Annotated in this window: 29 protein-coding genes and 1 tRNA gene; 15 read left to right on the forward strand and 15 right to left on the reverse strand. The window is 71.4% G+C overall.

Annotation, left to right across the window (positions count from 1 at the left end):
- Window positions 1–59 precede the first annotated feature (59 nt).
- Both ACRQ4C_RS05295 and ACRQ4C_RS05300 read right to left on the reverse strand, forming a co-directional pair.
- Window positions 60–1298, reverse strand: a complete 1239-nt coding sequence (locus ACRQ4C_RS05295; RefSeq protein WP_439690387.1) for an MFS transporter — start codon at window positions 1296–1298, stop codon at window positions 60–62.
- Window positions 1295–1741 (reverse strand): MarR family winged helix-turn-helix transcriptional regulator, encoded by a 447-nt coding sequence (locus tag ACRQ4C_RS05300; RefSeq protein ID WP_439690388.1) that lies wholly within the window; start codon window positions 1739–1741, stop codon window positions 1295–1297. The genes ACRQ4C_RS05295 and ACRQ4C_RS05300 overlap by 4 nt, the downstream gene beginning before the upstream one ends.
- Window positions 1742–1802: 61 nt before the next feature.
- Between ACRQ4C_RS05300 and ACRQ4C_RS05305 the strand changes: the two genes are divergently transcribed.
- On the forward strand, window positions 1803–2093 hold the full coding sequence (locus tag ACRQ4C_RS05305) for an oligoribonuclease (RefSeq protein WP_290132420.1): 291 nt from the start codon (window positions 1803–1805) through the stop codon (window positions 2091–2093).
- Window positions 2094–2121: 28 nt separating this feature from the next.
- Complete coding sequence (locus ACRQ4C_RS05310) at window positions 2122–2397, forward strand: thioredoxin domain-containing protein (RefSeq protein ID WP_439690389.1); 276 nt, start codon at window positions 2122–2124, stop codon at window positions 2395–2397.
- Here the strand turns inward: ACRQ4C_RS05310 and ACRQ4C_RS05315 are convergent.
- From ACRQ4C_RS05315 to ACRQ4C_RS05325, 3 genes are read right to left on the reverse strand one after another with little or no spacing between them, the layout of a single operon-like run.
- On the reverse strand, window positions 2326–3726 hold the full coding sequence (locus ACRQ4C_RS05315; RefSeq protein WP_439690390.1) for a DUF6716 putative glycosyltransferase: 1401 nt from the start codon (window positions 3724–3726) through the stop codon (window positions 2326–2328). The genes ACRQ4C_RS05310 and ACRQ4C_RS05315 overlap by 72 nt on opposite strands.
- Entirely contained in the window at window positions 3723–4595 is an 873-nt protein-coding gene (locus tag ACRQ4C_RS05320; protein WP_290132418.1) for an N-acetylneuraminate synthase family protein, read from the reverse strand. The genes ACRQ4C_RS05315 and ACRQ4C_RS05320 overlap by 4 nt, the downstream gene beginning before the upstream one ends.
- Window positions 4592–5305: an acylneuraminate cytidylyltransferase family protein gene (locus tag ACRQ4C_RS05325; protein WP_439690391.1), complete on the reverse strand. Its 714-nt coding sequence runs from the start codon at window positions 5303–5305 to the stop codon at window positions 4592–4594. Before ACRQ4C_RS05325 ends, ACRQ4C_RS05320 begins: the two co-directional genes overlap by 4 nt.
- Before the next feature lie 153 nt (window positions 5306–5458).
- Here ACRQ4C_RS05325 and ACRQ4C_RS05330 point away from each other — a divergent pair, with 153 nt between their 5' ends.
- A complete protein-coding gene (locus ACRQ4C_RS05330; RefSeq protein ID WP_439690392.1) occupies window positions 5459–6019 on the forward strand; it encodes an AAA family ATPase in 561 nt (186 codons plus the stop codon).
- Between the two features lie 14 nt (window positions 6020–6033).
- Window positions 6034–6106, forward strand: a tRNA-Arg gene (locus tag ACRQ4C_RS05335).
- A 142-nt stretch (window positions 6107–6248) separates the two neighbouring features.
- On the opposite strand, the gene ACRQ4C_RS05340 is transcribed toward ACRQ4C_RS05335, so the two are convergent.
- Complete coding sequence (locus ACRQ4C_RS05340; protein WP_439690393.1) at window positions 6249–7424, reverse strand: hypothetical protein; 1176 nt, start codon at window positions 7422–7424, stop codon at window positions 6249–6251.
- An 88-nt stretch (window positions 7425–7512) separates the two neighbouring features.
- A complete protein-coding gene (locus ACRQ4C_RS05345) occupies window positions 7513–7824 on the reverse strand; it encodes a hypothetical protein (protein WP_439690394.1) in 312 nt (103 codons plus the stop codon).
- Window positions 7825–8004: 180 nt separating this feature from the next.
- On the opposite strand from ACRQ4C_RS05345, the gene msrA reads away from it, so the two are divergent.
- The 3 genes from msrA (at window position 8005) to ACRQ4C_RS05360 (ending at window position 9670) form a co-directional block, all read left to right on the forward strand.
- Window positions 8005–8532 (forward strand): peptide-methionine (S)-S-oxide reductase MsrA, encoded by a 528-nt coding sequence (gene msrA / locus ACRQ4C_RS05350; RefSeq protein ID WP_439690395.1) that lies wholly within the window; start codon window positions 8005–8007, stop codon window positions 8530–8532.
- A gap of 36 nt (window positions 8533–8568) precedes the next feature.
- Complete coding sequence (locus tag ACRQ4C_RS05355) at window positions 8569–8814, forward strand: methyltransferase (RefSeq protein ID WP_439690396.1); 246 nt, start codon at window positions 8569–8571, stop codon at window positions 8812–8814.
- Window positions 8815–8971: 157 nt separating this feature from the next.
- On the forward strand, window positions 8972–9670 hold the full coding sequence (locus ACRQ4C_RS05360; RefSeq protein ID WP_290132411.1) for a single-stranded DNA-binding protein: 699 nt from the start codon (window positions 8972–8974) through the stop codon (window positions 9668–9670).
- A 75-nt stretch (window positions 9671–9745) separates the two neighbouring features.
- Here ACRQ4C_RS05360 and ACRQ4C_RS05365 read toward each other — a convergent pair whose 3' ends face one another.
- The gene (locus ACRQ4C_RS05365) at window positions 9746–10471 is read right to left on the reverse strand and encodes a hypothetical protein (protein WP_290132410.1); all 726 of its coding nucleotides are present in this window, start codon (window positions 10469–10471) and stop codon (window positions 9746–9748) included.
- A 201-nt stretch (window positions 10472–10672) separates the two neighbouring features.
- Between ACRQ4C_RS05365 and ettA the strand changes: the two genes are divergently transcribed.
- The gene (gene ettA, locus ACRQ4C_RS05370; RefSeq protein WP_290132409.1) at window positions 10673–12358 is read left to right on the forward strand and encodes an energy-dependent translational throttle protein EttA; all 1686 of its coding nucleotides are present in this window, start codon (window positions 10673–10675) and stop codon (window positions 12356–12358) included.
- Window positions 12359–12388: 30 nt separating this feature from the next.
- Window positions 12389–12844, forward strand: coding sequence for an acyl-CoA thioesterase (locus ACRQ4C_RS05375; protein WP_290132408.1), 456 nt, complete (start codon window positions 12389–12391; stop codon window positions 12842–12844).
- Between the two features lie 77 nt (window positions 12845–12921).
- Here ACRQ4C_RS05375 and ACRQ4C_RS05380 read toward each other — a convergent pair whose 3' ends face one another.
- The gene (locus ACRQ4C_RS05380; RefSeq protein ID WP_400409943.1) at window positions 12922–13776 is read right to left on the reverse strand and encodes an acyl-CoA thioesterase; all 855 of its coding nucleotides are present in this window, start codon (window positions 13774–13776) and stop codon (window positions 12922–12924) included.
- A 44-nt stretch (window positions 13777–13820) separates the two neighbouring features.
- Between ACRQ4C_RS05380 and ACRQ4C_RS05385 the strand changes: the two genes are divergently transcribed.
- Both ACRQ4C_RS05385 and ACRQ4C_RS05390 read left to right on the forward strand, forming a co-directional pair.
- Window positions 13821–14522: a hypothetical protein gene (locus ACRQ4C_RS05385; protein ID WP_290132406.1), complete on the forward strand. Its 702-nt coding sequence runs from the start codon at window positions 13821–13823 to the stop codon at window positions 14520–14522.
- Between the two features lie 100 nt (window positions 14523–14622).
- Window positions 14623–15465 carry an NAD-dependent epimerase/dehydratase family protein gene (locus tag ACRQ4C_RS05390; RefSeq protein WP_439690397.1) on the forward strand — a complete coding sequence of 281 codons (843 nt, stop codon included), beginning with the start codon at window positions 14623–14625 and terminating at the stop codon, window positions 15463–15465.
- A gap of 100 nt (window positions 15466–15565) precedes the next feature.
- Here ACRQ4C_RS05390 and ACRQ4C_RS05395 read toward each other — a convergent pair whose 3' ends face one another.
- The 3 genes from ACRQ4C_RS05395 to pepN all read right to left on the reverse strand — a co-directional run bounded on the left by ACRQ4C_RS05395 (window position 15566) and on the right by pepN (window position 19730).
- Window positions 15566–16036: a globin gene (locus ACRQ4C_RS05395; protein WP_290132404.1), complete on the reverse strand. Its 471-nt coding sequence runs from the start codon at window positions 16034–16036 to the stop codon at window positions 15566–15568.
- Window positions 16037–16046: 10 nt separating this feature from the next.
- Window positions 16047–17108 carry a mechanosensitive ion channel family protein gene (locus ACRQ4C_RS05400; protein ID WP_439690398.1) on the reverse strand — a complete coding sequence of 354 codons (1062 nt, stop codon included), beginning with the start codon at window positions 17106–17108 and terminating at the stop codon, window positions 16047–16049.
- Between the two features lie 81 nt (window positions 17109–17189).
- A complete protein-coding gene (gene pepN, locus ACRQ4C_RS05405) occupies window positions 17190–19730 on the reverse strand; it encodes an aminopeptidase N (RefSeq protein WP_439690399.1) in 2541 nt (846 codons plus the stop codon).
- A 124-nt stretch (window positions 19731–19854) separates the two neighbouring features.
- On the opposite strand from pepN, the gene ACRQ4C_RS05410 reads away from it, so the two are divergent.
- A complete protein-coding gene (locus tag ACRQ4C_RS05410) occupies window positions 19855–20496 on the forward strand; it encodes a mycothiol-dependent nitroreductase Rv2466c family protein (protein WP_412880104.1) in 642 nt (213 codons plus the stop codon).
- 214 nt (window positions 20497–20710) lie between these two features.
- Here the strand turns inward: ACRQ4C_RS05410 and ACRQ4C_RS05415 are convergent, their stop codons facing one another.
- Window positions 20711–21196, reverse strand: coding sequence for a GNAT family N-acetyltransferase (locus tag ACRQ4C_RS05415; RefSeq protein WP_439690400.1), 486 nt, complete (start codon window positions 21194–21196; stop codon window positions 20711–20713).
- A gap of 40 nt (window positions 21197–21236) precedes the next feature.
- Between ACRQ4C_RS05415 and ACRQ4C_RS05420 the strand changes: the two genes are divergently transcribed.
- Genes ACRQ4C_RS05420 through ACRQ4C_RS05430 form a run of 3 tightly spaced genes read left to right on the forward strand, consistent with a single transcriptional unit; the run spans window position 21237 to window position 23325 of the window.
- Window positions 21237–21866: a helix-turn-helix domain-containing protein gene (locus tag ACRQ4C_RS05420; RefSeq protein ID WP_439690401.1), complete on the forward strand. Its 630-nt coding sequence runs from the start codon at window positions 21237–21239 to the stop codon at window positions 21864–21866.
- Window positions 21867–21888: 22 nt separating this feature from the next.
- Entirely contained in the window at window positions 21889–22377 is a 489-nt protein-coding gene (locus tag ACRQ4C_RS05425) for a ribose-5-phosphate isomerase (RefSeq protein WP_290132398.1), read from the forward strand.
- An 18-nt stretch (window positions 22378–22395) separates the two neighbouring features.
- Window positions 22396–23325, forward strand: coding sequence for an Fpg/Nei family DNA glycosylase (locus tag ACRQ4C_RS05430; protein ID WP_439690402.1), 930 nt, complete (start codon window positions 22396–22398; stop codon window positions 23323–23325).
- A gap of 6 nt (window positions 23326–23331) precedes the next feature.
- Here ACRQ4C_RS05430 and ACRQ4C_RS05435 read toward each other — a convergent pair whose 3' ends face one another.
- Entirely contained in the window at window positions 23332–24807 is a 1476-nt protein-coding gene (locus ACRQ4C_RS05435; RefSeq protein WP_439690403.1) for an amidohydrolase, read from the reverse strand.
- Between the two features lie 8 nt (window positions 24808–24815).
- Window positions 24816–25511: an FMN-binding negative transcriptional regulator gene (locus ACRQ4C_RS05440; RefSeq protein ID WP_439690404.1), complete on the reverse strand. Its 696-nt coding sequence runs from the start codon at window positions 25509–25511 to the stop codon at window positions 24816–24818.
- Window positions 25512–25522: the final 11 nt, after the last annotated feature.

Below are 25522 nucleotides of genomic sequence, written 5' to 3' on the forward strand. Positions count from 1 at the left end.
TGCGCGGACGGCCCCTCCACGGGTGGTGGCGGGGCCGTCCGGGTGGAGTGGGTGGTGTGTCAGGCCATCTCGCCCGCGGTGACCGCCTCGGCCTCGACGCGGACCGGCTCCGGACCGTCGTCGACCCGGCGCAGCACCCGCGTGGTGGTGGCGACGACCACGAACGCGATCGCGACCGATGCCCCGGCGAACACGTACGCGGCGCTCGGCGCGATGGCGTCCGCCAGCAGGGTCGCCACGGGCGGCGCGATCGCGCCACCGATGAACCGCACCGCGGAGTACGCGCTGGAGGCCACCGAGCGGGGGAGGTCCGTCGCCTCCATGACGCACTCGGTCAGGACGGTGTTGAGCACGCCGAGCACGAGGCCGCCGATGATGACGCAGATGATCAGGCCGACCTGCGACGACACGACCACGGCCGCGGCGAACAGGTCGAGCGCGAGCAGCGGCAGCGCGATCTTGAGCACCGTCGTGCGGCGGAGCCGTGCGGTGAGCATCGGCGCGACCCAGACCGAGGTGATCGCCAGCCCGACGCCCCATCCGAAGAACGTGAACCCGATGCCGATCGCGCCGAAGCCGAGCGGGAAGGGCGTGTAGGCGAGCAGCACGAAGAAGCCGATGTTGTAGAACAGCGCGGTGACGGCGAGGGCCGCGAGCGCCGGGCGGCCGAGTGCGCGGAACGGTGCGGAGAGCTTCGTCGGCGTCGGCTTCTCGATGCCGGACGTCTTCAGCAGCGTGACGATGGCGATGAACGCGATCGCCATGAGCGTGGTCACGCCGAAGAACGGCCCACGCCAGCTCACGTTGCCGAGCAGACCGCCGACGAGCGGTCCGATCGCGATGCCGAGGCCGAGTGCCGCCTCGTACAGGATGATCGCGGACGCGGTGCCGCCGGACGCCGCCCCGACGATGGTCGCGAGCGCGGTCGAGATGAAGAGCGCGTTGCCGAGGCCCCAGCCGGCGCGGAAGTCGATGATGCTCCACACGCTGTTCGACGTGGCGGCGAGCACCGAGAACACCACGATCAGCGCGAGGCCGATGAGCAGGGTGTTCTTCGGACCGATCCGGCTCGACACCCAGCTGGTGAAGAACATCGCGACGCCCGTGACGGCGAGGTAGCTGGTGAAGAGCAGCTCGGTCTGTGCGGCCGTGGCCTGCAGGGACGACGCGATCGCGGGGAGGATCGGGTCGACGAGCCCGATGCCCATGAAGGCGACGACACAGGCGAAGGCGATGGCCCAGACCGCGGAGGACTGCTTGAGGATGCTGCCGGAGGCGGCGGGTGCGTGGGCGTTCACGCGGTGATCTCCGTTCGTGTGGTGGTGGCGCTGCGGGCGGCGATGATGGCGGCTGCTTCGTGCAGCGCGTCCCACTCGTCGTCGGTGAGGTCGGCGAAGAGCGGCCCGACCGTCCGCGTGAGGGTGGCGCGCCATGCGACGAGGCGGCCGCGCCCGGCGTCCGTGATCGTGATGAGCTGGCCCCGCGAGTCGTCGGGGTCCACGGTGCGTGAGACCAGGCCGTCGTCGAGCATGCCGGCGACGAGGCGCGTCATCGTGGGCTGTGCGACCCGGGATGCCTCGGCGAGCTCGCCGAGGCGGAGCGGCTGGTCGGTCTCGAGGATGCCGAGCGTGCGCCAGACCGCGGGGGAGGTCGTGTTGCCGGTGGACCGGACCGCGGTGCGGATCAGGCGGTTCACGGAGACGAGGAGCGTCTCGACCGTCTGCTCGCGGGATGTTTCCATAGCAAAACTATATAGCCCGGCTATGGATCAGTCAACAGGTGTGCCCTGGTACAAGGGATGCATGAGTGACATCACGATCTCCGAGGGTGACGAGTACACCGCGATCTTCCACGGCGGCCCCTTCGACGGCACGACCGACACCCGCACCGCCACGGGTGGTGCGCTGGACGACGAGATCACCGTCTACGCCGACGTCGAGGGCCTCCAGACGGCCTTCGCCTACCGCCTCACCAAGTCGCGCCAGGTGCTCGACCAGACCTCCGGCGAGTACACCTACGACCCGTCCGACTCCGACCCGGTCGACGACCTCCAGGACCGTGGCGACCGTTCCGGCGAGTTCGACCGGGAGTAGACCGACACCGCGCCGCGTTGTCCCCGCCGTGCGACTCGACCTCTGGACCTCGGCCTTCTGCGCACCCTGTGCCGCGGCCCGGCGCGTCGCCGCCGAGGCCGCGACGCTCGTGCCGGACCTGACCGTGTCCGAACGGGACGTCGCGGCGCATCCCGACCACGCGGAACGCCTCGGCATCCGGTCGACGCCCACGATCATCGTGCGTGGCGACGACGGGGCCGAGGTGTTCCGCTCACCGGGCGTACCGACGCGCGACCAGCTGCTGGTCGCGGTCGCGAAGGCCCTCCCGCCCGCCGACGGGTGAACCCGGCCTGGAGGCACGGACCACCCTCCGCACGACCTGTTTCGTCCGGCGCACGGGCGTCCCCACGACGAGTGCGACGCTGCCGAGGAACGATCGGTCGTCGCGGCCGAGCGCGTTCTTGCGCTCCCAGGCCCGGCGCAGTGCCCCGCCCCGGCTGCGCCGCGCGGCCGGTCGGTCGACCAGTCTGCCGTCGTCCCGCTGCAGCATGAGATCATCGGCGCGCACCGCCCAGTCGTCGTCCGACGGCGGGTGGAAGTGGTTGTCCCGGAGCCACTCGGGCCGGACCGTCCGGAACCGCCCGGCGATGAGGTCGGAGGCGTCCCCCGGCAGGCCGCTGCCCTCGAAGACCTCGTTGATGAGCTGCGGGCCGACACCGAAGTCCGTCAGCGTCAGTGCTGGGACGCCGGCGGCCACGGCCTCGAGGACGGCCGTCGAACTCACCGTGACGAGGGCCACCGCACGGGCGAGGTGCTCGGCCATCGGTCCCGACTCGACCACGAGGTTCGCCGGGGCGTCCGCGGGGACGAGCTCCGCGTATGGGTGCTCCTCGCGGTGGGTCTGCTGTTCGCCCGTCGTCGCCCGGATCTTGACGACGACCCGCCACTCGGGGTGGGCGATCGCCGTCGCAGTGAGCCAGTGCACGATCCGCTGCCGCTCGGCCCGGTCGCTTGGCACGCTCGGTTGCGCCGCGAACACGACCGAGTCACGCACCGGTGTCGCTCCGCCCGACCGGGTGCCGCGGGTGTGCGTCGGCCGGGCGAACGGCAGCGTCGCGAGTGCGAACGCGGGTTCGAGGCCGCCGGTGCGGGCGAGGTCCTCGTAGGCACGGACCTCGCGGTGGCTGTGCAGGACGAACAGGTCGGCGCGCGCCCGGAGGAACACGCCCTTCCACTTCGCCGGGTAGGAGATGCCCGGGAGTCCGGTCACGAGGACCGGTCGGTCGCGGACGCGCCGGTGCACCTGGTCGACCACGAGCTCCGCGACCGGGCCGATGAGCGCGACGAGCACGGCGTCCGGCGGATCCTCGCGGAGACGGCGCACGACCACGTCGACGTCGGTCGGCTCCGGCGGCCGCGAGGCGAGGTGCGCCAGACGCGCGTCGAGGCCCCGGAAGGCCGAGCGGAGCTGCGCCCTGCTCGCGGTCCGTGGGGTCCGCACCGTCAGGAGTTCGAGGTCCCAGTGTGCCGGGGCGGTGGCCAGCAGGTGGGCGCCCCACTTCGCGAAGGAGTCGGTGTCGACCAGGCCGACCACGCGGCGGCGGCGGGTCGGCACGGCGGAGGCGGGTCGTGCCTCCAGGGCGACCGTCGAGGAGTCCGCGACGTCCGTCACGCGACCACCCGACGGAGCTTGGCGAGCGGGGCCTCCTCGCCCGGGAACACCCGCTTGATGCCGTCGCCGAGCGCGGTCTCGATGATCCGCACGTCCCGGGCCAGCGTCGCGAGCCCGTGCGGCTCGAGCGAGGCCGCGTGGTCGGAGCCCCACATGGTGCGGTCGAGCGTGATGTGCCGCTCCACCGCGGTGGCACCCAGGGCGACCGCGGCGATCGAGATCTGCAGTCCTGGCTCGTGGCCGGAGTACCCGACGGGGACGCCCGCGTACCGGTTCGCGAGGGTGTCGATCATGCGGAGGTTCGCCTCCTCCGCCGGGAGCGGGTACGTCGACGTCGCGTGCATGAGGACGAGCCGCGCGGTCCCGAGCGTCGCGACCGCGCGGTCGATCTGCTCCAGCGTGGACATGCCGGTCGACAGGATCACGGGCTTCCCCGTCGCGGCGACGGCCTCGAGCAGCTCGAGGTCGGTCACGGACGCCGAGGCGATCTTGTACGCCACGACGCCGAGGTCCTCGAGGAAGTGCACGGAGGGCACGTCCCAGGGGGAGGCGAACCAGTCGAGCCCGCGGAGCGTGGCGTGGTCGCCGATCTCGATGTACTGCTCGCGGTCGAACTCGACCCGGTAGCGGTACTCGAGGTAGGTCATGTCGCCCCAGGGCGTGCTGCGCGGGGTGTTCTTCATGTGCTCCGGCGTGGAGATCTCCGGCGTGCGCTTCTGGAACTTCACGGCCTGGAGTCCGGCGTCGGCCGCGACGTCGACGAGGCGCTTCGCGATGTCGACGTCGCCGTTGTGGTTCAGGCCGATCTCCCCGATCAGGTAGGCCGGGTGGCCGGCGCCGATCGTGGACGAGCCGATGGTGACGGTCATGGTGCTCCGTTCGGTACGGGGACGAGCGCGGTGGCGAGTGCCTGGGCCACGGTGAGGTCGGTCTCGTCGTCGACGTCCACGGCGGTGGCGGCGTCCACGACGGCGAGTTCGGTCCGGCCGAAGAACCGGTGCCCGTGCTCCCGGAACCCGTCGACGCGGAGGACGTAGAAGGACCCGGTCTCGCGGAACTCCGCAGCGCGGTCCTGCCGACGCGGGCGCACCGCAGCGTCGTGGTTCACGGCGCGGGCCCGCCCGTCGGCGTCCACGCGCCAGAGGAAGGCGTGCGACGGCGCCGCGGCGAACACGACGTCCGCGGCGCCGCTGCGCACGCGGTGCACCGCCGCGTCGAGGTCGGCGGGGTCGGTGAACGGCGAGGTCGCCTGCAGGAACACGAGGACCTCGGGTACCTCGTCGTGGATCTGCTCGAGGACGTCCAGCACGTGCAGCAGCGCCGATTCGCTCGAAGCCGTGTCCCCGGCGAGGTCCGCCGGTCGGTGCAGCACCCGGGCGCCCGCGGCTCGGGCCTCGTCGGCGATGTCGGGTCCGTCGGTGGAGACCACGACCGTGTCGATCGAGGGCGTCGCCAGCGCGGCGTCGACCGCCCGCGCCACGAGGCTCCGCCCGCCCACCTGACGGAGGTTCTTGCCGGGGACGCCCTTCGAGCCGGCGCGCGCGGGCACGACGGCGAGGACGCGGCCGATGGAGCTCATGCGCCGGACGCTACGGAGGGCCGGTGTCGCGGAGGCGAACACGAGGGGGCCACCAGTGGAAGCGCACAGGAAGCCGCGGCTGCCCCGGGTCGTGGTCGATGGCTGCCGGCGCCGTGGCTGGTCGCCACCTGCCGTCGGGGCTAGGGTCGTGCGGTGCTCACTGCCGACGACGCCCTCGACCCCCGGCCGCGCCGGATCCTCGTCGCCGGGGTGTCCGGTGTCGGGAAGACGACCACCGCCCGTCGGATCGCGGACGTGCTCGGCGTGCCGCACACCGAGATCGACGCGCTGTTCCACGGGCCGGACTGGGAACCACGGGCGACCTTCGTCGACGACGTCGATCGCTTCACGAGCGAGCCGGCCTGGGTGACGGAGTGGATGTACGCCCCGGTGCGTGAACTGCTCGTGGAGCGCGCCGACACGCTCGTGTGGGTGGACCTGCCGACCCGGGTGGCGCTCTGGCGGCTGCTGCGACGGACCCTCCGGCGACGCCTGCGCCGTCTCGAGCTCTGGAACGGGAACGTCGAGCCGTCGCTGTGGACGTTCTTCACCGACCGCGAGCACATCCTGCGCTGGGGGATCTCGACCCGCAACACGCTCCGGGAGCGGGTGCCGCCGCTCGAACGGTCCGCGCCGCACCTGCGCATCGTGCACCTCCGCTCGCAGCGGGAGGTCGACGTGTTCGTCGAGCGCCTGGCACGGCCCGCGGTCTAGAATCGTCGCCGTCCGCCTCCGTAGCTCAGTGGATAGAGCAGGTGGTTTCTACCCTCCGTGTCGCGGGTTCGATTCCTGCCGGGGGCACCGACGGCGAAGGCCGCCACCCCTCGGGGTGGCGGCCTTCTCGCGTCTGGTGGCGGTGCGGGTCCGGTGGCGGTGCGCGTCTGGTGTCCGTGCGGGTCCGGCGCCGGGGCCGGTGCGGGTGCGGGTCTGGTGCCCGCGCGGGTCACTCGTCGTCGTCGGACGCGCGGCGGCGGATCTCGTTCGCGCTGATCGGTTGCGTGTAGGGCGCTTCGTCGGTCTCGTGTGCGTCGGCCGGCTCGGCGGCAGCGCCGTCGACCCGCGTGGGGACCGACTTCGTACTCGGCGCCGAGACCGTGCCAGCGGGACGGTTGACGTGTGCATCGGCAGCGGTCGGTCGAGCCACGGGCGGAGGCACCTCGCGGTCCTGCGTGCCGGGTCGTGCGGCGTCGTCCACGACGTCGGTCTCGTCGTCGTCGGTACGGCGCTGGGCGACCGGGTGGGCGGACACCGCCCGTGCGGGACCGGCCGACGCGCCGGGCGCAGGTGCGGACGTCGCCGGTGCGGAAGCGGCCGCTGCGGAGGCCGGGCGGGAGGCCGGGGAGCCGAGCGCCGGCCGGATCGGTGCCTGTGCGGACGAGCCGTCGCCGTCGGGCCGGGCCAGTCCGTCACCGTAGGGGCGGGTCAGGCCGTCGCCGAGCGGCGTGGTCGCTGCCGTGGCACCCGACGCGCCGGCAGCCGACGGGGCCGGGGCAGCGCCGGCTCCCGACCGGGGAGCGGGCCGCAGCGACGTCGTGGACGGCGTCTGCGCGTCGGACTGTCGAGCCGAAGCCTGGTCGGCGTTCCAGTCCTGCTGCCGCTTCACGAGTTCAGCGTCCGGGTCCGGGGACTCGAACTTCCACCGCTCGAGGTCGCTCTTGAAGAGCTTGCGCGCCCGGTTCGGCCGGGCCTGCCACTCGAGGAGACGGTCGCGGAACTCCGCGAGGGACTGTTCCGCCTGGAACGAGAAGGTCGACGAGTTCTTCTTGATGTCGGCGATCTCGTGTTGTGCCCAGTTCGCGGCCATCGGTGAACCGCTCACGGGCAGGAGCCGCAGCCGGACGTCGGCGTCCTCGGCCAGGTGGTCGGCGTAGGCGCGCTCGTCGTGCCCGAGCGCCCCCCACGTCGCAGCCTTCCGTGCCGCGGAGATGATGGCCGCGACGGCGGCGTTCTTCGCCTCGCGCTCCTGCAGGGCGACGACCCGCTTGGTCGCGCCGCGGCCGATGAGCGCGGCGACGACACCGGCCACCACGATGGCGACGAAGGGGATGATGGCGCCCGACAGCACCCGCCATCCCGCGTCCGACGCGGTCCAGTCCATCAGGTCGTTCCACCAGTTCATGCGCGAACCGTACCGACCGTGCGGCGTGACGTCGTGGAGGCCACCCGGCGATCCGCACTTCCGCCGGACGGGCGCCGCGTGGAGCGCATCATCCCCACCGCAGGCAGTCCACGGCGTCGTCGGCGGACCACACGTCGGGGAACTCGACGAAGCGCCGCTCGGTGGCGACGTAGCGCCGTGCGCGGTAGGCGGTCCCGCCGGCGACGTCCACGCGGTCCACGTAGCCGACGATCTCGCCGTTGGCCCGGGTCACGCGGCTGAGGTCGTCCCGCACGTCGAGGATGCGGAGGTCGCCCCGACTGCGGGCGACGGAGGACGTGCGGAGCCGGAAGGCCGGTTCGGTAGAGGTGTGCTCGGTCGTGGTCGGCTCGGTCGTGGTCGGCACGGTCGTGATCGGCACGGTGTCCTCCTGTGGTGCGTTCGATGTCTCCGTGGTTCGTGGGGACGACGCTACGGGCGACCACCGACACGCCGGGGCGAGCGCCCGGAACTGTGGACCTGCGTCTCCGGCCGCTCGCTGTGCAGGAGTGTCTCCCGACTCCCAGTGGGCCCGGACGTCGTGCGCGGTAGCGTGGGCGGCATGACGACCTTCGTGCTCGCTGGTGGATGCTTCTGGTGCCTCGATGCGGTGTACCGCACGCTCCAGGGCGTGCAGGGCGTCGTGTCCGGGTACGTCGGAGGGACGACCGACGACCCGACCTACGAAGCCGTCTGCACGGGCACGACCGGTCACGCCGAGGCCGTCGCGGTCACCTTCGACGAGTCGGTGCTGCCGGCCGACGTGGTGCTCGACGTCTTCTTCACGCTGCACGACCCGCGCCAGCTGAACCGCCAGGGGGCCGACGTCGGCACCCAGTACCGCTCGGCGATGTTCCCCGCGGACGACGGACAGCGTGCGCTGTTCGAGCGCGCGGTCGAACGCGCCTCGGACATCTGGGACGGCGGTGTCGTGACGACCATCGAGCCGCTCACGACGTTCCACCGGGCGGAGGAGTACCACCAGGACTTCTTCGCGAAGAACCCCGGTCAGGGCTACTGCCTCGCGGTGGCGCTGCCGAAGGTGAACAAGGTCCGCAAGGCCTACAGTCAGTACATCCTGGCGTCCTAGCCACGGGCGTCGGGGCCACGAGGAGGTGGTCGATCGATGACGAACAACACGATGACGAACAGCACGACAGGTGACTCGACGACGAGTGACGCAGGCACCTGGGTGGCGGTGGGCCCGGCCGGCGCGGTCGGCAGCATCCACCGCGAGCCGGACGGCTTCCACGTGGAGCTGTTCGGGCGACGCGGCACCGGATCGGTGTTCCCGTCGCTGGACTCCGCCAAGAGCGCGGTCCACTGGGCGATGGGTCCGCTCGCGGACCGTCCGGAGTTCCGCGCGCACTGAGGATGCGGACCACCGGCACCGCGGCGCCGTGGTCCACACGCTGACCCGGCCTGGAGGCACGTATCACCGTTCCTGCACAGGTCGCTCTGAGTGCTTCACGACTCACAGATCGAGGCCCGGGCCGCTGACGCGGCCCGGGCTTCGCGACGATCGGACCATGAACGACACGATCACGATCTGCGGCATCGTCGCCACCGAACCCCGGCACCTGGTCACCGACACCGGCGTCGCCATCACGAGCCTCCGTCTGGCCTCACCGTCGCGCCGGTTCGACCGCGCCACCGGCGTCTGGACGAACGGCGCGACCAACTGGTTCACCGTCACGGCCTTCCGGTCGCTCGCGGCGAACGTCCACAAGTCCCTGAAGAAGGGCGACCGCATCGTGGTGACCGGCCGGGTGCGCATCCGCACGTGGGAGCGCGACGGTCGCGGCGGCACCTCGGTCGAGGTCGACGCCGAGGGCATCGGGCACGACCTGGCGTGGGGCATCAGCAACTGGATCCGTGTCCCGCGCCAGGCGAACGAGGTCGCGGTCTCGCCCGTGGACAGCTCGCGGGTGGACCCCCAGACGGGCGAGGTCCACGGCCAGCACGACCCGGCCCTGCCCGACGACGACCCGGGCGTCGGTCCGGACGACCAGTCGGGTACCCGCGCGGGCGACGAACCCGACGTCGAGCGGCTCCCGGACCCGGCCGAGGCTGATCGACACGCGGCGGCGATCCTCGGCGAGCCTGCACCAGGCATGGGCTTCGCCACCGCTGGTCCGGCCCACGCGCTCCGGCCGGTCGGGCCCGATGCGGAGGACGTCGACGGGCACGAGCCGGAGGACCCGTACGTCGGCGGGGCTGCGGCCTGAACCCGTCCGACATCCCGCGTACCGGAGTGCCGGTCACCCGGAGGTGGCCGGCACTCCGGACTGGCGTTCAGCGGTTCAGCGGCCGTTCCAGTACTGGGCGATCATCGCGATGCCCGAGACCTGGTCCGTGTCCCAGTTGCGACCCGACCCGAGGCCCGAGACCCGGCCGTCGATCGCGAAGCTCGCTCCTTGCTGCTTGGCGGAGTTCGTCTGCTTCGCCTTGAGTCCGTGGAAGGAGAAGCCCGTGTTCCAGGTGCCGTTCAGACCCTTGCGTCCCGAGACGTTGCCGACGGCGATGCTGACGTTCTGCACCGTCGAGTGGACGACGTCGCCGTTCAGGCGGGCGTTCGCCTCGGCGTTGAAGAACAGCCGCGGCTCGAGGTTGACCTTCACGGTGGCGACCGTCCGGTGGTTGACGCTCAGCGCGACGGTGTCGTTCGTCCACCAGCGGAGGCCCACCGGGGTGAGGTTGTTCGACGCCGCGTTGAGGTAGCCGTACGTGAACTTGCCGTTCTGCACGCGCTCCCAGATGTAGCGGGGCTTGCCCTTGCTCTGGGGTGAACCGGAGTCGGACTGGATGCCGAACGAGATCGCGTTGTTGTGCGCGTCGTGGATGTTGATGTAGGAGGAGTAGCCCGTGCCGGACCCCTTGGCGCTGATGTTCGCCGTGTAGGTCACGTAGGGCGTGCCCGACGGGGTCGTGATGGCCGACGCGGGGGCTGCTGGGGTGGACACCGCGATGCCCAGCGCGAGCGCGCCGATGAGGGGCAGCATGAGGCGTCGGAGTCGGTTGTTCGCCATGAGGTCCTGGTCCTGGTCCTGATCGAAGCCGTGCTGGTGGTTTCGGGTCCCGCCGGCGAGTGATGCAGGTACCGTACGTCGGCCGACCGCGGCCTGTCAGCCCCCGAACGGGTCCGTGCGTGTTCCGGCGGACCCGGTCACCCCGTCCTGGCACCGCCCGCCGCGCGGTCCGTCGCTCGGGTCACTAGACTTGACCGCGATATGGCTGAGTACATCTACCAGATGGTCCGCGCCCGCAAGTCGGTCGGCGACAAGCTGATCCTCGACGACGTCACGATGTCGTTCCTCCCCGGCGCGAAGATCGGCGTCGTCGGGCCGAACGGTGCGGGCAAGTCGACGATCCTGAAGATCATGGCGGGTCTCGACCAGCCGTCCAACGGCGAGGCGAAGCTGACCCCCGGTTTCACCGTCGGCATCCTCATGCAGGAGCCCGAGCTGGACGAGGACAAGACCGTTCTCGAGAACGTCCAGCAGGGCGTCGGTGAGATCCACGGCAAGGTCGTCCGCTTCAACGAGATCTCCGCCCTCATGGCAGAGCCCGACGCGGACTTCGACGCGCTCCTCGCGGAGATGGGCACGCTGCAGGAGGAGATCGACGCCGCCGACGCGTGGGACCTCGATTCCCAGCTCGAGCAGGCCATGGCCGCGCTCCAGTGCCCCCCGGGGGACGAGATGGTCACCCACCTGTCCGGCGGTGAGAAGCGTCGCGTCGCCCTCTGCAAGCTCCTCCTGCAGAAGCCCGACCTGCTGCTCCTCGACGAGCCCACCAACCACCTCGACGCCGAGTCCGTGCTGTGGCTCGAGCAGCACCTGCAGCAGTACCACGGTGCCGTCCTCGCGGTCACCCACGACCGGTACTTCCTCGACCACGTCGCACAGTGGATCGCCGAGGTCGACCGCGGACGCCTGTACCCGTACGAGGGCAACTACTCGACGTACCTCGAGAAGAAGCGCGCCCGCCTGGAGGTCCAGGGCAAGAAGGACGCCAAGCTCGCGAAGCGACTGTCCTCGGAGCTCGACTGGGTGCGGAGCAACCAGAAGGGCCGTCAGGCGAAGTCGAAGGCTCGTCTCGCCCGCTACGAGGAGATGGTCGCCGAGGCCGAGCGCACGCGGAAGCTCGACTTCGAGGAGATCGTGATCCCGGTCGGGCCGCGCCTCGGCTCGCAGGTGATCGATGCCGAGAAGCTGCACAAGCAGTTCGGTGAGCGCGTCATCATCGACGACCTCTCCTTCACGCTGCCCCGCAACGGCATCGTGGGCGTGATCGGCCCGAACGGCGTCGGCAAGACCACGCTGTTCAAGACGATCGTCGGGCTCGAGCCGCTCGACGGCGGCACGTTGAAGATCGGTGAGACGGTCGACATCTCCTACGTCGACCAGAGCCGCGGCGGCATCGACCCGAACAAGAACCTGTGGGAGGTCGTGTCCGACGGGCTCGACTACATCCAGGTCGGCAAGACCGAGATCCCGTCGCGCGCCTACGTGTCGCAGTTCGGCTTCAAGGGCCCGGACCAGCAGAAGAAGGCCGGAGTCCTCTCCGGTGGTGAGCGGAACCGTCTCAACCTGGCGCTGACGCTCAAGCAGGGCGGCAACCTCCTGCTCCTCGACGAGCCGACGAACGACCTCGACGTCGAGACGCTCGGCAGCCTCGAGAACGCGCTGCTCGAGTACCCGGGCTGCGCCGTGGTGATCACCCACGACCGGTGGTTCCTCGACCGCATCGCCACGCACATCCTCGCGTGGGAGGGCCTGAACGAGGACGGCACGCCGAACTGGTACTGGTTCGAGGGCAACTTCGAGGCGTACGAGGAGAACAAGATCGAGCGCCTCGGCGCCGACGCCGCGAAGCCCGGTCGCGCGACGTACCGCAAGCTCACCCGCGACTGACCCGTGGCGGTGTTGCACGCTCCGATCCGCATGCGGTGGAGCGACATCGACGCGTACGGGCACGTCAACAACTCCGCGATGCTGCGTCTCCTCGAGGAGGCGCGCATCGTGGGGTTCTGGGGTGCCGACCCGGACGAGGTCGGTGCGGACGGCTCGATCCCCGAGCCGATCATCGACGGCCGACCGGGTTCGGGCACGATGACCGTGATCGCGGCGCAGCGGCTCGAGTACCTCGCGTCGATCCCGTACTTCCGCCAGCCGCTCGACATCCGGATGTGGATCGGCCGGATCGGTGGCGCGAGCATCGACGTGTCGTACGAGGTGTGGACCCCGGTCGGTCACGAGCCCGCCGAGCTCTACACCCGTGCGACGACGGCCCTCGTGATGGTCGACGCCGAGACGAACCGGCCGCGGCGCCTGACCGAGGCCGAGCGTGCGGCCTGCGAGCCGTACATCCAGGACCCGGTGCGGTTCTCCCGCCCCTGACCCGCACCGGCGACCGACACCGGCCCGGTCCGGCCCTGCCCGGCCCCGTCCGGCCCGGACCGGCCTGTCGTCCAGTGTCAGCGCGGGACGCGCATCATCCCCTCCTGCGCGACGCTCGCCAGCAGCCGACCGTCGCGCGAGAACATCCGGCCGAACGCGAGTCCCCGACCGCCCTGCGCGCTCGGGGACTCCTGCGTGTAGAGGATCCAGTCGTCGGCGCGGCCGTCCCGGTGCCACCACATCGCGTGGTCGAGGCTCGCGCTCTTCACTCCGGGCGTGCCCCAGGCCACCCCGTGGCGACGCATCACGGGCTCGAGGATCGAGAGGTCGCTCGCGTAGCCGAGCACGGCGCGGTGCAGCGCCGGGTCCTCCGGCAGGTCGCCGTCCACCCGGAACCACACGGCCTGGTGGGGGAGACGTTCGCCCTGCACGTCGACGAACACCGGACCCTCGACGTGCCGGAGGTCGATCGAGCGCTCGGCCCAGGCTCGGGCGACCGGGTGGTCGATCGCGCTCAGGATCGAGGCCGCCGACGGCAGGTCCTCCGGAGCCGGGGTGTCGACCGGGAACGGGTCCTGGTGCTCGACGCCGTCGTCGGGCCGCTGGAACGAGGCGATCATCGAGAAGATGGGCACGCCCCGCTGGTACGCCTGCACCCGCCGGGTCGCGAACGACCGGCCGTCGTGGATCCGTTCGACGCCGAACGTGATCGGGAGCTCGGTGTCACCGGGTCGGAGGAAGTACCCGTGCATCGAGTGGATGTCGCGGTCCTCGATGGTCGCCTGTGCCGCGACGATGCACTGCGCGAGCACCTGCCCACCGAAGACGCGGCCGTTCGGTGACCAGTGGCTGGCCCCGGTCAGGATCGTCTCACCCGTGCTCGCACCGGTGTCGTCGAGCCGCAGGGTCCGCAGGAAGTCCGGTTCGCTCACGGGCACATCCTACGAAGCGGGCGCCCCGGTAGGATCCAGAGGACATGGGCACCACCTTCACCCTCCCCGACGTCGCCTCGCTCGGTGACCTCCGCACCTACCTCGGACGCGCCGCCCGGGTCGAGGACGGCTCGGTCCGACTCATCGCCGACTCCGGCGTCCTGGCGGTCTACACGGCGATCCTCTACCCGCTGGGGCTGCTCGACGAACTGCCGACCGTCCTCGGGCTCCGCACGTTCTCGCTCGCCGAACCCACCACGATCGACGCAGTCGTGCCGCTCGCCTCGCTGCAGGAGCGCCTCCGGCTGCTGGCCGAGGCGCAGGACGCCGAGCACGCCGAGGGTGCCGACCCGACCCGAGCGACCCCCATCGAGGTCGAACTGCCGCTCGAGGTCAACACGGTCACCTGGGCAGCGATCTCCCCGCCGCGCGGTGGGTGGGTCCCGCTGCCCGACGTCTCGTCGGAACTGTTGAAGCGCGCCGCGAAGGCCGGCATCGCCGAGGTCGCCGAGGCCGTCCCGTCGAACGCCGGGGACGCCATCGTCCGCCGGGTCCGCTCCGAGGTCTGGGGCCGACCGATCCCGATGATCGAGCACCTGCCGGCGGGCGCCGGGTTCGCGGGGGAGAGCCTCGGGTTCCTCGGCCACGACCCCGTCCGGGTGTTCGAGACCGGCCCGTGGAGCCGCCTCACGACGTCCCGAGGGCACGTGCTCGTGAAGCGCCGGGCCTGGTCCCTCAGCTCCTGACGGACCGCGCGTCCGCGCCGGCGGCGACCAGCGTGACCACGAGCGCGACGACCAGCGCGACCGCCAGCGCGCACCGGGAACGGCGTGGTTGGCTGGACGCATGCACGTCTTCCTCACCGGCGCCTCCGGCTACATCGGCTCCTCCGTCCTCCGTGCCCTCGTCGCCCACGGGCACGAGGTCACCGCGATCGTCCGCTCCGACGAGAAGGCCCAGCGGGTCCGTGACGCCGGCGGCCACGCGGTCGTCGGGGACGTCACGGACACCGACGTCGTCGAGCGACTCGCGCACGAGACCGACGGGGTCGTGCACACCGCCTCGGCCGAGGACGTCGATCCCGGGTTCACCGCCACGGTCCTCCGCGCGCTCGAGGGCACCCCGAAGCCGTTTGTGCACACCGGCGGGATCTTCACCTTCGGCAACTCGACGGACATCTCCGAGCAGTCGCCGATCGACCCGCCCTCGCTGACCGCCTGGCGCGTCGCGAACGAGGCCGCCGTCCGGTCGAGCTCGGCGCACACGACCATCGTCGCCCCCGGCATCGTCTACGGCCGCGGTGCCGGCATCCCGGCGATGTTCGTCGGCGACGGCAAGCACGAGGTCCGACTCGTCGGCGACGGCTCGCAGCGGTGGACGACGGTGCACATCGACGACCTCGGCGAGCTGTACGTGCTGGCGCTCCACCGTGCCGAGCAGGACGGCTACGTCGTCGCCGCGACCGGGGACAACCCGACGCTGCGCGAGATCGCGGAGGCCGGAGCGCACGGGTCGCCGGTGGTCGCGGAGAGCGTCGACGAGTCCCGCAGCCGCCTCGGTGACGCCTTCGCGGACGCGCTGCTGCTCCACCAGGAGGCGTCCGGCGCGCACGCGCGCGCCGCGTTCGGGTGGAACCCGACTCGCCCCTCGCTCGTCGAGGACATGGCCGACGGGTCGTACGTGCGCTGACGTCGCCCCCGGCGTCGTCCCAGCCACCCACCGGACGGGAGGCGCGGGTCGTCGCCGCCCCGCGCCTCCCGTCCGGTGTCTGGTGACCGTCCGACGGACGTCAGTCGAACGTGTTCGTCATCGCGTGCGCGGCGCGGTCGAGGTAGCCCCAGAGCTCGGCCTCGTCGAGGGGCGCGAGCCCCAGCGACTCGACCGCCTCGTGCATGTGGTGGAGCCAGCGCTCGCGGGCCTCCGGCGTGATGCGGAAGGGGTTGTGCCGCATGCGGAGGCGCGGGTGACCGCGCTCCTCGCTGTAGGTGCCCGGACCGCCCCAGTACTGCTGCAGGAAGGCCGACAGCCGCCAGATCGCGCCCTCGAGGTCGTCGGCCGGGTACATCGGCCAGATGACGTCGTCCTGCTGCACACCCTCGTAGAACCGCCGGACGAGCCGGTCGAAGGTCGGCGCACCGCCGATGCGGTCGTACAGCGAGCCGGTCGCCGAGACGCCGTGCTCACCGACGCGGAGGGTGATCGGCTGTGCGGGTACGCCACCGGGGCGGGGCGTGCTGGTCGGGGCGACGTCGTCGGTCATGCGGTGCGGCTCACTTCTGGTCGGTCGTGTCGTCGTCGGTGCGGATGGCCTGACCGAGCAGGTTGCGCTTCGGCTTCCGTGACTTCGTCGGGGCGGGGGTCGGCTGGGTCCGGACGGTGCGGAGGCCGTTGATCGAGGTCGCGTTCTCCCAGCCGGCGGGCATGATCATCGCCATCGCGGGCAGGGTCACCCCGAGCTCGTCGACCGAGCGCTTCAGCCGGATCCGGAGCTCGCGGCCGACGGCGTCGAGCTCGGACGCGCGGGTCTTGACGACCAGGCGGAACACCATGCCGGCGTCGGTGATCGACTGCAGGCCCCAGATCTCCGGCTTCTCGACGATGCGCTGCCGCCAGCGGGGCTCCTGCGACATCGTCACCGCTGCCTTGAGGAGGGCATCCTGCACGGCGTCGATGTCGGTGTCGTACGGGACGGTGATGTCCACGAGGACGCGCGACCACCCCTGCGAGAGGTTGCCGACACGGAGGATCTGCCCGTTCGGCACGAACCAGAGGATGCCGTTCACGTCGCGGATCTGCATCACGCGGAGTCCGACGTTCTCGACGACGCCGGTGGCCTGCCCGGTGTCGATGACGTCGCCGACGCCCGCCTGGTCCTCGAGGATCATGAAGACGCCGGACAGCAGGTCCTTCACGATGCTCTGCGCGCCGACCGCCAGGCCGGCGGCCACGAGTGAGGCGCCACCGACGATGCCGACGGCGGCGTTCGGGAGTACCTGGGGGATGATGACCGCGAGCGCGATGATCACCACGACCACGGTCGCGAGGTTCTCGAGCACGCTCCCGAGCGTGCGGGTGCGCTGCACGACGCGTGCGGCCTGCACCGGTGAGGCGATCAGGGCCTGGGTGTCGTCCGTTCCCTGTCGCTTCTTCACACCGAGCACGACCCGGTCCACGACGCCCTTGATCGTCCGACGGAGGAGCAGCCGGACGATGATCGCGACCACGATCGTCACCACGATGACGATCGGGATGCGCCACACCGTGACGAACTCGGTGAAGTTGTTCGAGATCCACTTCGAGGTCTCGTCGGTCCCTGCAGCCAACAACATCATCCGAACGATGCTAGAGGGCGGGGCCTTGGCGTCCCGTGAGGAACACCGAGACCCCGCCCGTCAGCGGTCAGTGCCGGCGGCTCAGGCGTCCGCCGCCTGGACCCGGAGCGCCCGCTCGGTGCCCGCGAGGTTCTCGGTCACGATGCGGCGCAGCGCCGGTGTCTCCGGGTTCGCGTCGAGCCAGGCCCGAGCGGCGTCCCGCAGCTCGACCGAGGCGAGCGGAGCCGGGTAGAGCCCGGTGACGATCGTGTCGGCCATGTGGTAGCTGCGCTCGGCCCAGATGCGGGTGAGGACGTCGAAGTACTTCGGCACGAGGCCCTCGAGCACGACCGGGCTGTTGACGTGCTGGTACCCGACGGTGGTCTGGCGGACGATCGCGTTCGGCAGCGCGTCCGAGTCGACGAGCGACGAGAACGCGGCGAGCTTGCCCTCGGCGGTCGGGATGGACGCGCGGGCGCGGGCAGCGGCCTGCTCGCCGGACGCGGTCTTGTCCGCCGCGAGCTCGGCGCCGACGTCCGACCCGTCGGCAGCACCGGCGAGCACGAGGCCCTCCAGCAGCTCCCAGCGGAGGTCGGTGTCGACCTCGAGCCCGTCGAGCGCGACCGAACCGTCCCGCAGCCGACGGAGGGTCGCGACGTGCTCGGGAGTCGACGGGATCTGCGCGAAGAACTTCACGAACTGGAACTGTGCGTCCGAGCCGGCCTCGGCCTCGGTCGCGAGGGTCCACAGCGTGTCGCCGACCTGCCGGATCGTCGCCTCGGACTTCGCCGGTGCGACGTAGTTGCGGGCGGTGAGCAGCAGCTGCGACAGCGTCGTGCGGATCGTCGTCGACTCGGTCTCGCTCGCGATGTTGCCGAGGACGAGGCGCACGTAGTCGCTCGCGGGGGCCTCGGCGTCGCGCGTGGCGTCCCAGATGGCACCCCAGACGATCGAGCGCGCGAGCGGGTTCGCGATGTCGGCGAGGTGCGCGATCGCGGTCTGGCGGGACTGCTCGTCGAGGCGGATCTTCGCGTAGGCGAGGTCGTCGTCGTTGAGCAGCACGAGGTCGCCGCGGTGGACGCCGACGAGCTCCGGGACCTCCGTGCGAGCGCCGTCGACGTCGATCTCGACGCGGTGGGTGCGCTCGAGCTTGCCGCCCTCGGCCGCCGCGTAGACGCCGATCGCCAGGCGGTGCGGGCGGAGCGTCGGGTACTCGGAAGGAGCCTCCTGCAGGACCGCGAACGACGTGATGGTGCCGTCCGCGTCGACGTCGAACTCCGGGCGGAGCGTGTTCACGCCCGCGGTCTCGAGCCACAGCGCCGACCAGTCCGAGAGGTCGCGGCCGCTCGTGGCCTCGAGCTCGACGAGCAGGTCACGCAGCTCGGTGTTCGCGTGGTGGTGCTTCTTGAAGTACGCCGAGACCCCGGCGAAGAAGGCGTCGATGCCGACCCACGCGACGAGCTGCTTGAGGACCGAGCCGCCCTTCGCGTAGGTGATGCCGTCGAAGTTGACCTGGACGTCCTCGAGGTCGTTGATCGTCGCGACGATCGGGTGCGTCGAGGGCAGCTGGTCCTGCCGGTACGCCCACGACTTCTCCATCGCCTGGAACGTGGTCCACGCCTCGGTCCACTCGGTGGCCTCGGCCGTCGCGATGGTGGAGGCCCACTCGGCGAAGGACTCGTTGAGCCAGAGGTCGTTCCACCACTTCATCGTGACGAGGTCGCCGAACCACATGTGCGCGAGCTCGTGCAGGATCGTGACGACCCGGCGCTCCTTGATGGCGTCGGTGACCTTGGAGCGGAACACGTAGGTCTCGGTGAAGGTCACCGCGCCCGCGTTCTCCATGGCGCCGGCGTTGAACTCCGGCACGAAGAGCTGGTCGTACTTCTCGAACGGGTACGGGACGTCGAACTTCTCCTCGTAGTAGGCGAAGCCCTTCTTCGTGATGTCGAACACGTACTCGGGGTCGAGGTACTCGGCGAGGGACTTCCGCGCGAAGACGCCGAGCGGGATCGTCCGGCCGTCGCGGCTGGTCAGCTCGTCGCGCACGACCTCGTACGGGCCGGCGATCAGCGCGGTGATGTAGCTCGAGATCGTCGCGGTCGGGGCGAACGACCACGTCGCGACGTCGCCGTCGACGTGCGGCTCGGGCGTGGGGGAGTTCGACACGACCTGCCAGCGGGCCGGCGCGGTCACCGTGAAGGAGAACTCGGCCTTGAGGTCGGGCTGCTCGAAGACGGCGAACATGCGCCGCGAGTCCGGGACCTCGAACTGGGAGTACAGGTAGACCTCGTCGTCGACGGGGTCCACGAAGCGGTGCAGCCCCTCGCCCGTGTTCGTGTACAGCGCGTCGGCGACGACGACGAGTTCGTTCTGCTCCTGCAGCCCGTCGAGCTGGATGCGGACACCGTCGTCGACAGCCGCCACGTCGAGCGCGGTGCCGTTCAGGGTGACGGAGTGCACGGTCTTCGTGATCGCGTCGATGAAGGTCGATGCCCCGGCGGTCGCGGTGAACCGCACGCGCGTGGTGCTGCCGAAGGTCTCGGCGCCGCGGGTGAGGTCGAGCTCGACGTCGTACGACTGCACGTCGACGATCGCGGCGCGCTCCTGGGCTTCGATTCGGGTGAGGTTCTCTCCGGGCACGGACGCTCCAACTTCCACTGGGGACGCGGACGGTCGTTGTCCGCGTGCGAGGGGCCCCGGCGCGGCGTCGTGCACCGGCGGGACGGTCGACTCCAGCCTAGCGAGCGCGCGTACGCTCGCATCCGTGACCGACACGACTGTGGACAACCCGACCGAACGCACCGCTGTGGACTTCTGGTTCGACCCGAACTGCCCGTGGGCCTGGATGACGAGCCGCTGGGTCGGCGAGGTCGAACGACAGCGCCCGATCGACGTCACCTGGCACGTGATGAGCCTCTTCGTCCTCAACGAGCACCAGGACGTCCCGGAGCACTACCGCGAGCGCCTCACGGCGGGGCAGGTCTACCCCCGCATCGTCACCGCCGCCCGGCTCCGGCACGGCGATGCGATCGTCAAGCCGCTGTACGACGCGCTCGGCGAGCACATCCACCACCGGCAGGAGAGCGACCCCGAGCAGGTGGTCCCCGCCGTGCTCGCGGAGCTCGACCTCGAGGCCGACCTGGTCGAGTACGCCTGGACCGACGAGGTCGACCAGGCCGTCCGTGCGAGTCACCAGGACGGCATCGACCGCGTCGGCCAGGACGTCGGCACCCCGGTGATCGCCGTCGAGGGCACCGCGTTCTTCGGACCCGTCATCTCTCCGGCACCGAAGGGCCAGGAGGCGCTCGACCTCTGGGACGGCGTCGTCGCGGTGGCGAAGTACCCCGGGTTCTTCGAGCTCAAGCGCTCGCGGACGGTCGGCCCGATCTTCGACACCACGGACTGACGCGCGGGGCGGTCGGCCGGGAGGCTCGTCCCGCCCCCGCCCCGCCGCACGCGTGGTGCGGATCGTCGCCGCACGACCGAAGACACCCGGAACCGCGGGAACGTCCGGTTCGATCGGACCCTGATTGTGCGGGGCAGCCGGCGGCGGCGCGGCAATCGTGACGGCCGGGAGGCGCGGGTCGTCGCCGGCGCGCTGGCACGGCCTCGGCAGGCGGCTAGGACAGCGGCAGCCGCATGAGCGTCAGGTCGAGCCAGCGGTCGAACTTCCGCCCGACCTCGGGCAGTACACCCACGGTCTCGAAGCCGAGCCGCTGGTGCAACGCGATCGACCCCGTGTTCGACGAGCAGATCCCCGCCATCAGCACGTGGTGGCCGTCGGTGCGCGCCCGAGCAACGAGCGCGTCCATGAGCACGGTCGCGACGCCACGGCCGCGGAACCGCTCCACCACGTACACGCTGTGCTCGACGGTGTGCCGGTAGCCGGGGTGCGGTCGGAAGCCGCTGTAGCTCGCGTAACCGGCGACGACGCCCTCCACCTCGGCGACGAGCACGGGGAACCCACCCTGCTGCCGCTCGACGAGCCAGGCGTCGAACCACGGGCGCGGGTGCGGTTCGTCCTGCCAGATCGCGGTGGAGTGCAGCACGGCGTCGACGTGCAGCGCGTGCACGACGTCGAGGTCACGTGGCTCGCAGTCGCGCACCGTGACCGGACCCGTCGTGTTCGTCGCATATGCTGTCGCTATGTCTCAGATCGTAGACGACGTCGCGGCGGATGTGGAAACGCCCGACGACGCCGAGCAGCGGCGGCTCGGGGAACGACTCCGCCGACTCCGGACCGAACGGAAGTGGAGCCTCACCGAGCTCGCCGAGGAGTCCGGGGTCTCCCGCGCGATGATCAACCGCGTCGAACGCGGGGTGTCCAGCCCGACGGCCACGATCCTCGGGCGGCTGTCCGGGGCGTTCGGGCTCACGGTCTCGCAGCTCCTCGACGAGAGCCTCGAACACGAGGTGCCCCGGGCGACCGACCCCGACGAGGCGCGCGGCGTCCAGCGCGGCGCGACCGCGGATTCCTGGACCGACCCCGACACCGGGTACCGGCGCCGTCCCGTCTCGAGTGCGGACTTCCCCGCGGACGTGACCGAGGTGCGCCTCCCGGCCGGCCGCGAAGTGGCCTACCCGGCGTCCGCGTACGCCTTCCTGCGGCACTGCATCTGGGTGCTCGACGGCACCCTCGAACTCGTCGTCGGCGACGCGGTGACCCGCCTCGGGACGGGGGACCGGATCGAGCTCGGCGAGCCGGCCGACGTCGTCTACCGGAACACCGGCGACGAGCCCACGCGGTACGTCGTGGTCGTGGTCAGGGGTCGGTAGGCGCGGGAATAGGATCGAGGCCATGCGCATCCACCTCGGAACGGACCACGCCGGCCTCGAGTTCAACAAGACCCTCGCCCAGCACCTGACGGAGGCCGGGCACGAGGTGGTGGACCACGGTCCGACCGAGTACGACGCGCTCGACGACTACCCCTCGTTCTGCATCAACGCCGCGCACGCCGTGGTGCAGGACCAGCGTGCCGGGGTCGAGGCCCTCGGCGTCGTGTTCGGCGGCTCGGGCAACGGCGAGCAGATCGCCGCGAACAAGGTCGAGGGCGTCCGCGCCGCGCTCGTCTGGAACGAGTCGACCGCGCTGCTCGCCCGCCAGCACAACGACGCGAACGTCATCTCGATCGGCGCCCGCCAGCACACCGAGGACGAGGCCATGCGCTTCGTCGACCTCTTCGTCGCGGAGCCCTTCTCGGGCGAGGAGCGCCACGCCCGTCGCATCGCGCAGCTGGCCGAGTACGAGACGACGGGGCACATCGCCGGTAAGCAGATCGACGAGTAGGCCGGGTAGACAGGCTCCATGCCCGAGGGTCACTCCGTCCACCGCATCGCCAACCAGTTCACCCGGCACTTCGTCGGCGAGCGCTGCGAGGTCTCCAGTCCGCAGGGGCGCTTCGCCGCCGGGGCCGAACGGCTCGACGGCACGCGGATGGTCGCGGCCCGCGCGGTCGGCAAGCAGATGTTCCTCGAGTTCGAGGGCAACCTGTTCCTCCGCGTGCACCTCGGCCTGTACGGCGCGTGGGACTTCGCGGGCGTGATCTCCTCGGCCGAGGCGCTGTCCGAGGACGGCGACGGCGAGGAGTCACTCGCATCCATCGGCGCGCCGCGGCTGGCTCGCTACCGGATGGCCGAGCAGGAGAAGGCGGAGGACCCGATCGAGTCGTTCCCGCCGGACCCGGTCGGACAGGTGCGCGTCCGCATCCTCACGGAGGACACCGTCGCCGACCTCCGCGGCCCGACGGCGTGCGTCGTCGAGGACCCGGCCGGCGTGCAGCAGGCGCTCGACAAGCTCGGCCCGGACCCGATCAACGACGACGGGCCAGAGGCCGAGAAGACCTTCGTGGAGAACGTCCGGAAGCGCCGCGTCGCGATCGGGCAGCTGCTCATGGACCAGTCGGTGGTGAGCGGGATCGGCAACATCTACCGTGCCGAGCTGCTGTTCCGGCAGCGCATCGACCCGTACAAGCCGGGGAACACGCTGACGGTCAAGCAGGCGAAGGCACTGTGGCAGGACTGGTCGGTGCTCCTCCACGCGGGTGTCCGTGACGGCCTCATGCTCACGATGGACGGCCTCTCGAAGGCCGAGCACGCCAAGGCCGTGCGGTCGCGGAAGGACCGCCACTGGGTGTACCACCGCCAGGGCGAGCCCTGCCGGGTCTGCGGCACCGAGGTCCGGATGGCGGACATGGCCGGCCGCAAGCTGTACTGGTGCCCGAAGGACCAGAAGTAGCCCGGGTCACACGTCGAGGTACGTGAACCGCCCCGCGATCGCCGTCCCGAGCACGGGCATCCCGCGCAGCTCGGTCGACGAGGACGCCGCGAGCGGATCGGCGCCGAGCAGCACCAGGTCCGCCGCCTCACCGACGGACACACCGACCCGCCGACCCTCGGCCGACCCGCGCCACGCCGTCACCGCCGCGAGTCGCTCGGCGGGGTGCCACGGCTCGCGGCCGTCACGGTCGCGCCCCACCGCGGCAGCCATCGACACCCAGGGGTCGAGCGGTGCGACGGGCGCGTCCGACCCGAGCAACAGCGTCGCACCGGCACGGTCGAGGGACGCGAACGGGAACGCGCGGTCCGTCTCACCCGCCCAGTAGCGGTCCGCGATGTCCCGGTCGTCCATCGCGTGCTCGGGCTGCACGGACGCCGCCACCCCGAGCCGGGCGAACCGCTCGACGTCGTCCACCTCGAGGAGCTGGGCGTGCTCGATCGTGCCGCGGGCACCGACGGCCTCGAACACGTCGAGCGCGAGGGTGTTCGCCCGGTCGCCGATCGCGTGCACCGCGGGGACGAGTCCGGCATCGACGGCGCGGCGGACCATCGCGACGAGGTCCTCGAACGCGTACGCGAGCACACCCTCGCCCGAGGCCATCGCCGCGGTCCTCGTGCCGAGCGACCCGTCGGTGATCACCTTGAACGGCCCCATCCGGACGAGGCCCCGGGTGCCCGGGACGACGTCGCCGGTCCGCAGCCCCCGCTCGATCGCCGTGTCGAGCTCGCCCGGGTACACGCCGGAGTCGACCCGCAGGCCGTCGGTGCCGGCCTGCACGCGCCGCGTCCACCGGTCGATCCCGAACACCATCTCGAGGTCGCGCACCCGCGTCACGCCGCGCGCCGCAGCGGCCTCGACGGCGTCCGCGACGTAACCGTCGAGCACGTCGTCCGGCACACGCGACAACGCGCCGGTCACGTCGAACGCGTCCTGCTCGCGCAGGACGCCGTCCTCGCCCGCCGCGAGCGGCCGGCCGACGAGCGCGGCGAAGTGCGTGAGCGCGAGGGCGTTGCACCAGACGGCGTGCAGGTCCGCGCTGATGACGACGACCGGGAGGCCCGGTGTGGCCTGGTCGAGCAGCGCACGTCGCGCGGGGCGTGGCCACATGCCGTCGCGGTAGCCGTGGGCGACGAGCACACGGTCCGTCACGCCGGTCCGGGCCGCGTCCGCCAGGAGGTCGGCGGTCGCCTCGGCGGAGTCACAGCCGGAGACGTCGATCCGCCGGCGCACGAGCGCCCACTGGTCGAAGTGCACGTGGTGGTCGACGAGCCCAGGGCCGAGCCACGCGCCGGACGCCTCGATGACGTCGGTGTCGGGGCCGGACGGCTCGAGCGTCCCGGCCGGGGCGATCGCGGTGACCCGCCCGTCGACGATGCGGACGTCGGACGGGGCGCCCGAGGTACCCACCCGGCGGACGGTGCGGAGCAGTGTCTCGGTCATCCCCACCGTCACGGCCGGTCCGCCGCTGGCGCGTCGGCCCGGGACCGGCGGCGTGGGCCCTGCGCCTCCCGGTCGGCCACGCGCACGGCGTGTGCTCTGGCCATCTCGTCGGCGAGCGCCGGCGACGCGTAGGGGCCGTCGCCGCGGAGGCTCGCGATGATCCGCTCGACGACCTCGGGTGCCTTGTTCTGCGACAGCTTGGCGCGGGCGTCGAACCGGGTGACGCGGATGCGGATGCCCACGGTGCCGAGGGCGATGCGGCGGGCGGTCTCCTGGTCGACGTCGAGGGAGACCGGTTCCGGCATGCGCTGCTCGAAGTGGTCGACGAGTTCGCCGAGGACGCGGAAGTTCTCGTCGTCCGAGAGGATCTCCGGCGTGCCCCAGCAGTGGGCGGTGACGTGGTTCCAGGTCGGGACGAACTGCTCGGGCGGGTACCAGGCGGGGGAGACGTAGCCGTGCGGTCCCTGGAACACGACGAGGACCTCGTGCTGCCCGAGCTCGTGCGCGACCTCGTCGGGGCGGCCGACGTGGGAGACGAGGACGATCTCGTCGTCGCCGCCCGCCGCGGTGTCGAGCAGCACCGGGTAGTGCGAGGCGACGAGCCCGGCGTCGGTGTGCGACACGATCGTGGCCCACGGACTCGCGGCGATGAGCCGACGGACCTCGGCGACGTCGGTCATGAGGAAGTGGGGTGTGTGCCGCATGGGTCGAGCGT

It is taken from the genome of Curtobacterium sp. SP.BCp (genome assembly GCF_051903255.1).
Taxonomy (GTDB): domain Bacteria; phylum Actinomycetota; class Actinomycetes; order Actinomycetales; family Microbacteriaceae; genus Curtobacterium.

Excerpts from the sequence above, each read along its gene's own strand:
- ACRQ4C_RS05435 (WP_439690403.1), bottom strand. The coding sequence starts at position 24,807 with ATGACCGAGACACTGCTCCGCACCGTCCGCCGGGTGGGTACCTCGGGC.
- ACRQ4C_RS05425 (WP_290132398.1), top strand. The coding sequence starts at position 21,889 with ATGCGCATCCACCTCGGAACGGACCACGCCGGCCTCGAGTTCAACAAG.
- ettA (WP_290132409.1), top strand. The coding sequence starts at position 10,673 with ATGGCTGAGTACATCTACCAGATGGTCCGCGCCCGCAAGTCGGTCGGC.
- ACRQ4C_RS05390 (WP_439690397.1), top strand. The coding sequence starts at position 14,623 with ATGCACGTCTTCCTCACCGGCGCCTCCGGCTACATCGGCTCCTCCGTC.
- ACRQ4C_RS05320 (WP_290132418.1), bottom strand. The coding sequence starts at position 4,595 with ATGACCGTCACCATCGGCTCGTCCACGATCGGCGCCGGCCACCCGGCC.
- ACRQ4C_RS05400 (WP_439690398.1), bottom strand. The coding sequence starts at position 17,108 with ATGATGTTGTTGGCTGCAGGGACCGACGAGACCTCGAAGTGGATCTCG.
- msrA (WP_439690395.1), top strand. The coding sequence starts at position 8,005 with ATGACGACCTTCGTGCTCGCTGGTGGATGCTTCTGGTGCCTCGATGCG.
- ACRQ4C_RS05375 (WP_290132408.1), top strand. The coding sequence starts at position 12,389 with ATGCGGTGGAGCGACATCGACGCGTACGGGCACGTCAACAACTCCGCG.
- ACRQ4C_RS05395 (WP_290132404.1), bottom strand. The coding sequence starts at position 16,036 with ATGACCGACGACGTCGCCCCGACCAGCACGCCCCGCCCCGGTGGCGTA.
- ACRQ4C_RS05440 (WP_439690404.1), bottom strand. The coding sequence starts at position 25,511 with ATGCGGCACACACCCCACTTCCTCATGACCGACGTCGCCGAGGTCCGT.
- ACRQ4C_RS05300 (WP_439690388.1), bottom strand. The coding sequence starts at position 1,741 with ATGGAAACATCCCGCGAGCAGACGGTCGAGACGCTCCTCGTCTCCGTG.
- ACRQ4C_RS05430 (WP_439690402.1), top strand. The coding sequence starts at position 22,396 with ATGCCCGAGGGTCACTCCGTCCACCGCATCGCCAACCAGTTCACCCGG.
- ACRQ4C_RS05355 (WP_439690396.1), top strand. The coding sequence starts at position 8,569 with ATGACGAACAACACGATGACGAACAGCACGACAGGTGACTCGACGACG.
- ACRQ4C_RS05340 (WP_439690393.1), bottom strand. The coding sequence starts at position 7,424 with ATGAACTGGTGGAACGACCTGATGGACTGGACCGCGTCGGACGCGGGA.
- ACRQ4C_RS05325 (WP_439690391.1), bottom strand. The coding sequence starts at position 5,305 with ATGAGCTCCATCGGCCGCGTCCTCGCCGTCGTGCCCGCGCGCGCCGGC.
- ACRQ4C_RS05420 (WP_439690401.1), top strand. The coding sequence starts at position 21,237 with ATGTCTCAGATCGTAGACGACGTCGCGGCGGATGTGGAAACGCCCGAC.
- ACRQ4C_RS05360 (WP_290132411.1), top strand. The coding sequence starts at position 8,972 with ATGAACGACACGATCACGATCTGCGGCATCGTCGCCACCGAACCCCGG.
- ACRQ4C_RS05365 (WP_290132410.1), bottom strand. The coding sequence starts at position 10,471 with ATGGCGAACAACCGACTCCGACGCCTCATGCTGCCCCTCATCGGCGCG.
- ACRQ4C_RS05385 (WP_290132406.1), top strand. The coding sequence starts at position 13,821 with ATGGGCACCACCTTCACCCTCCCCGACGTCGCCTCGCTCGGTGACCTC.
- ACRQ4C_RS05305 (WP_290132420.1), top strand. The coding sequence starts at position 1,803 with ATGAGTGACATCACGATCTCCGAGGGTGACGAGTACACCGCGATCTTC.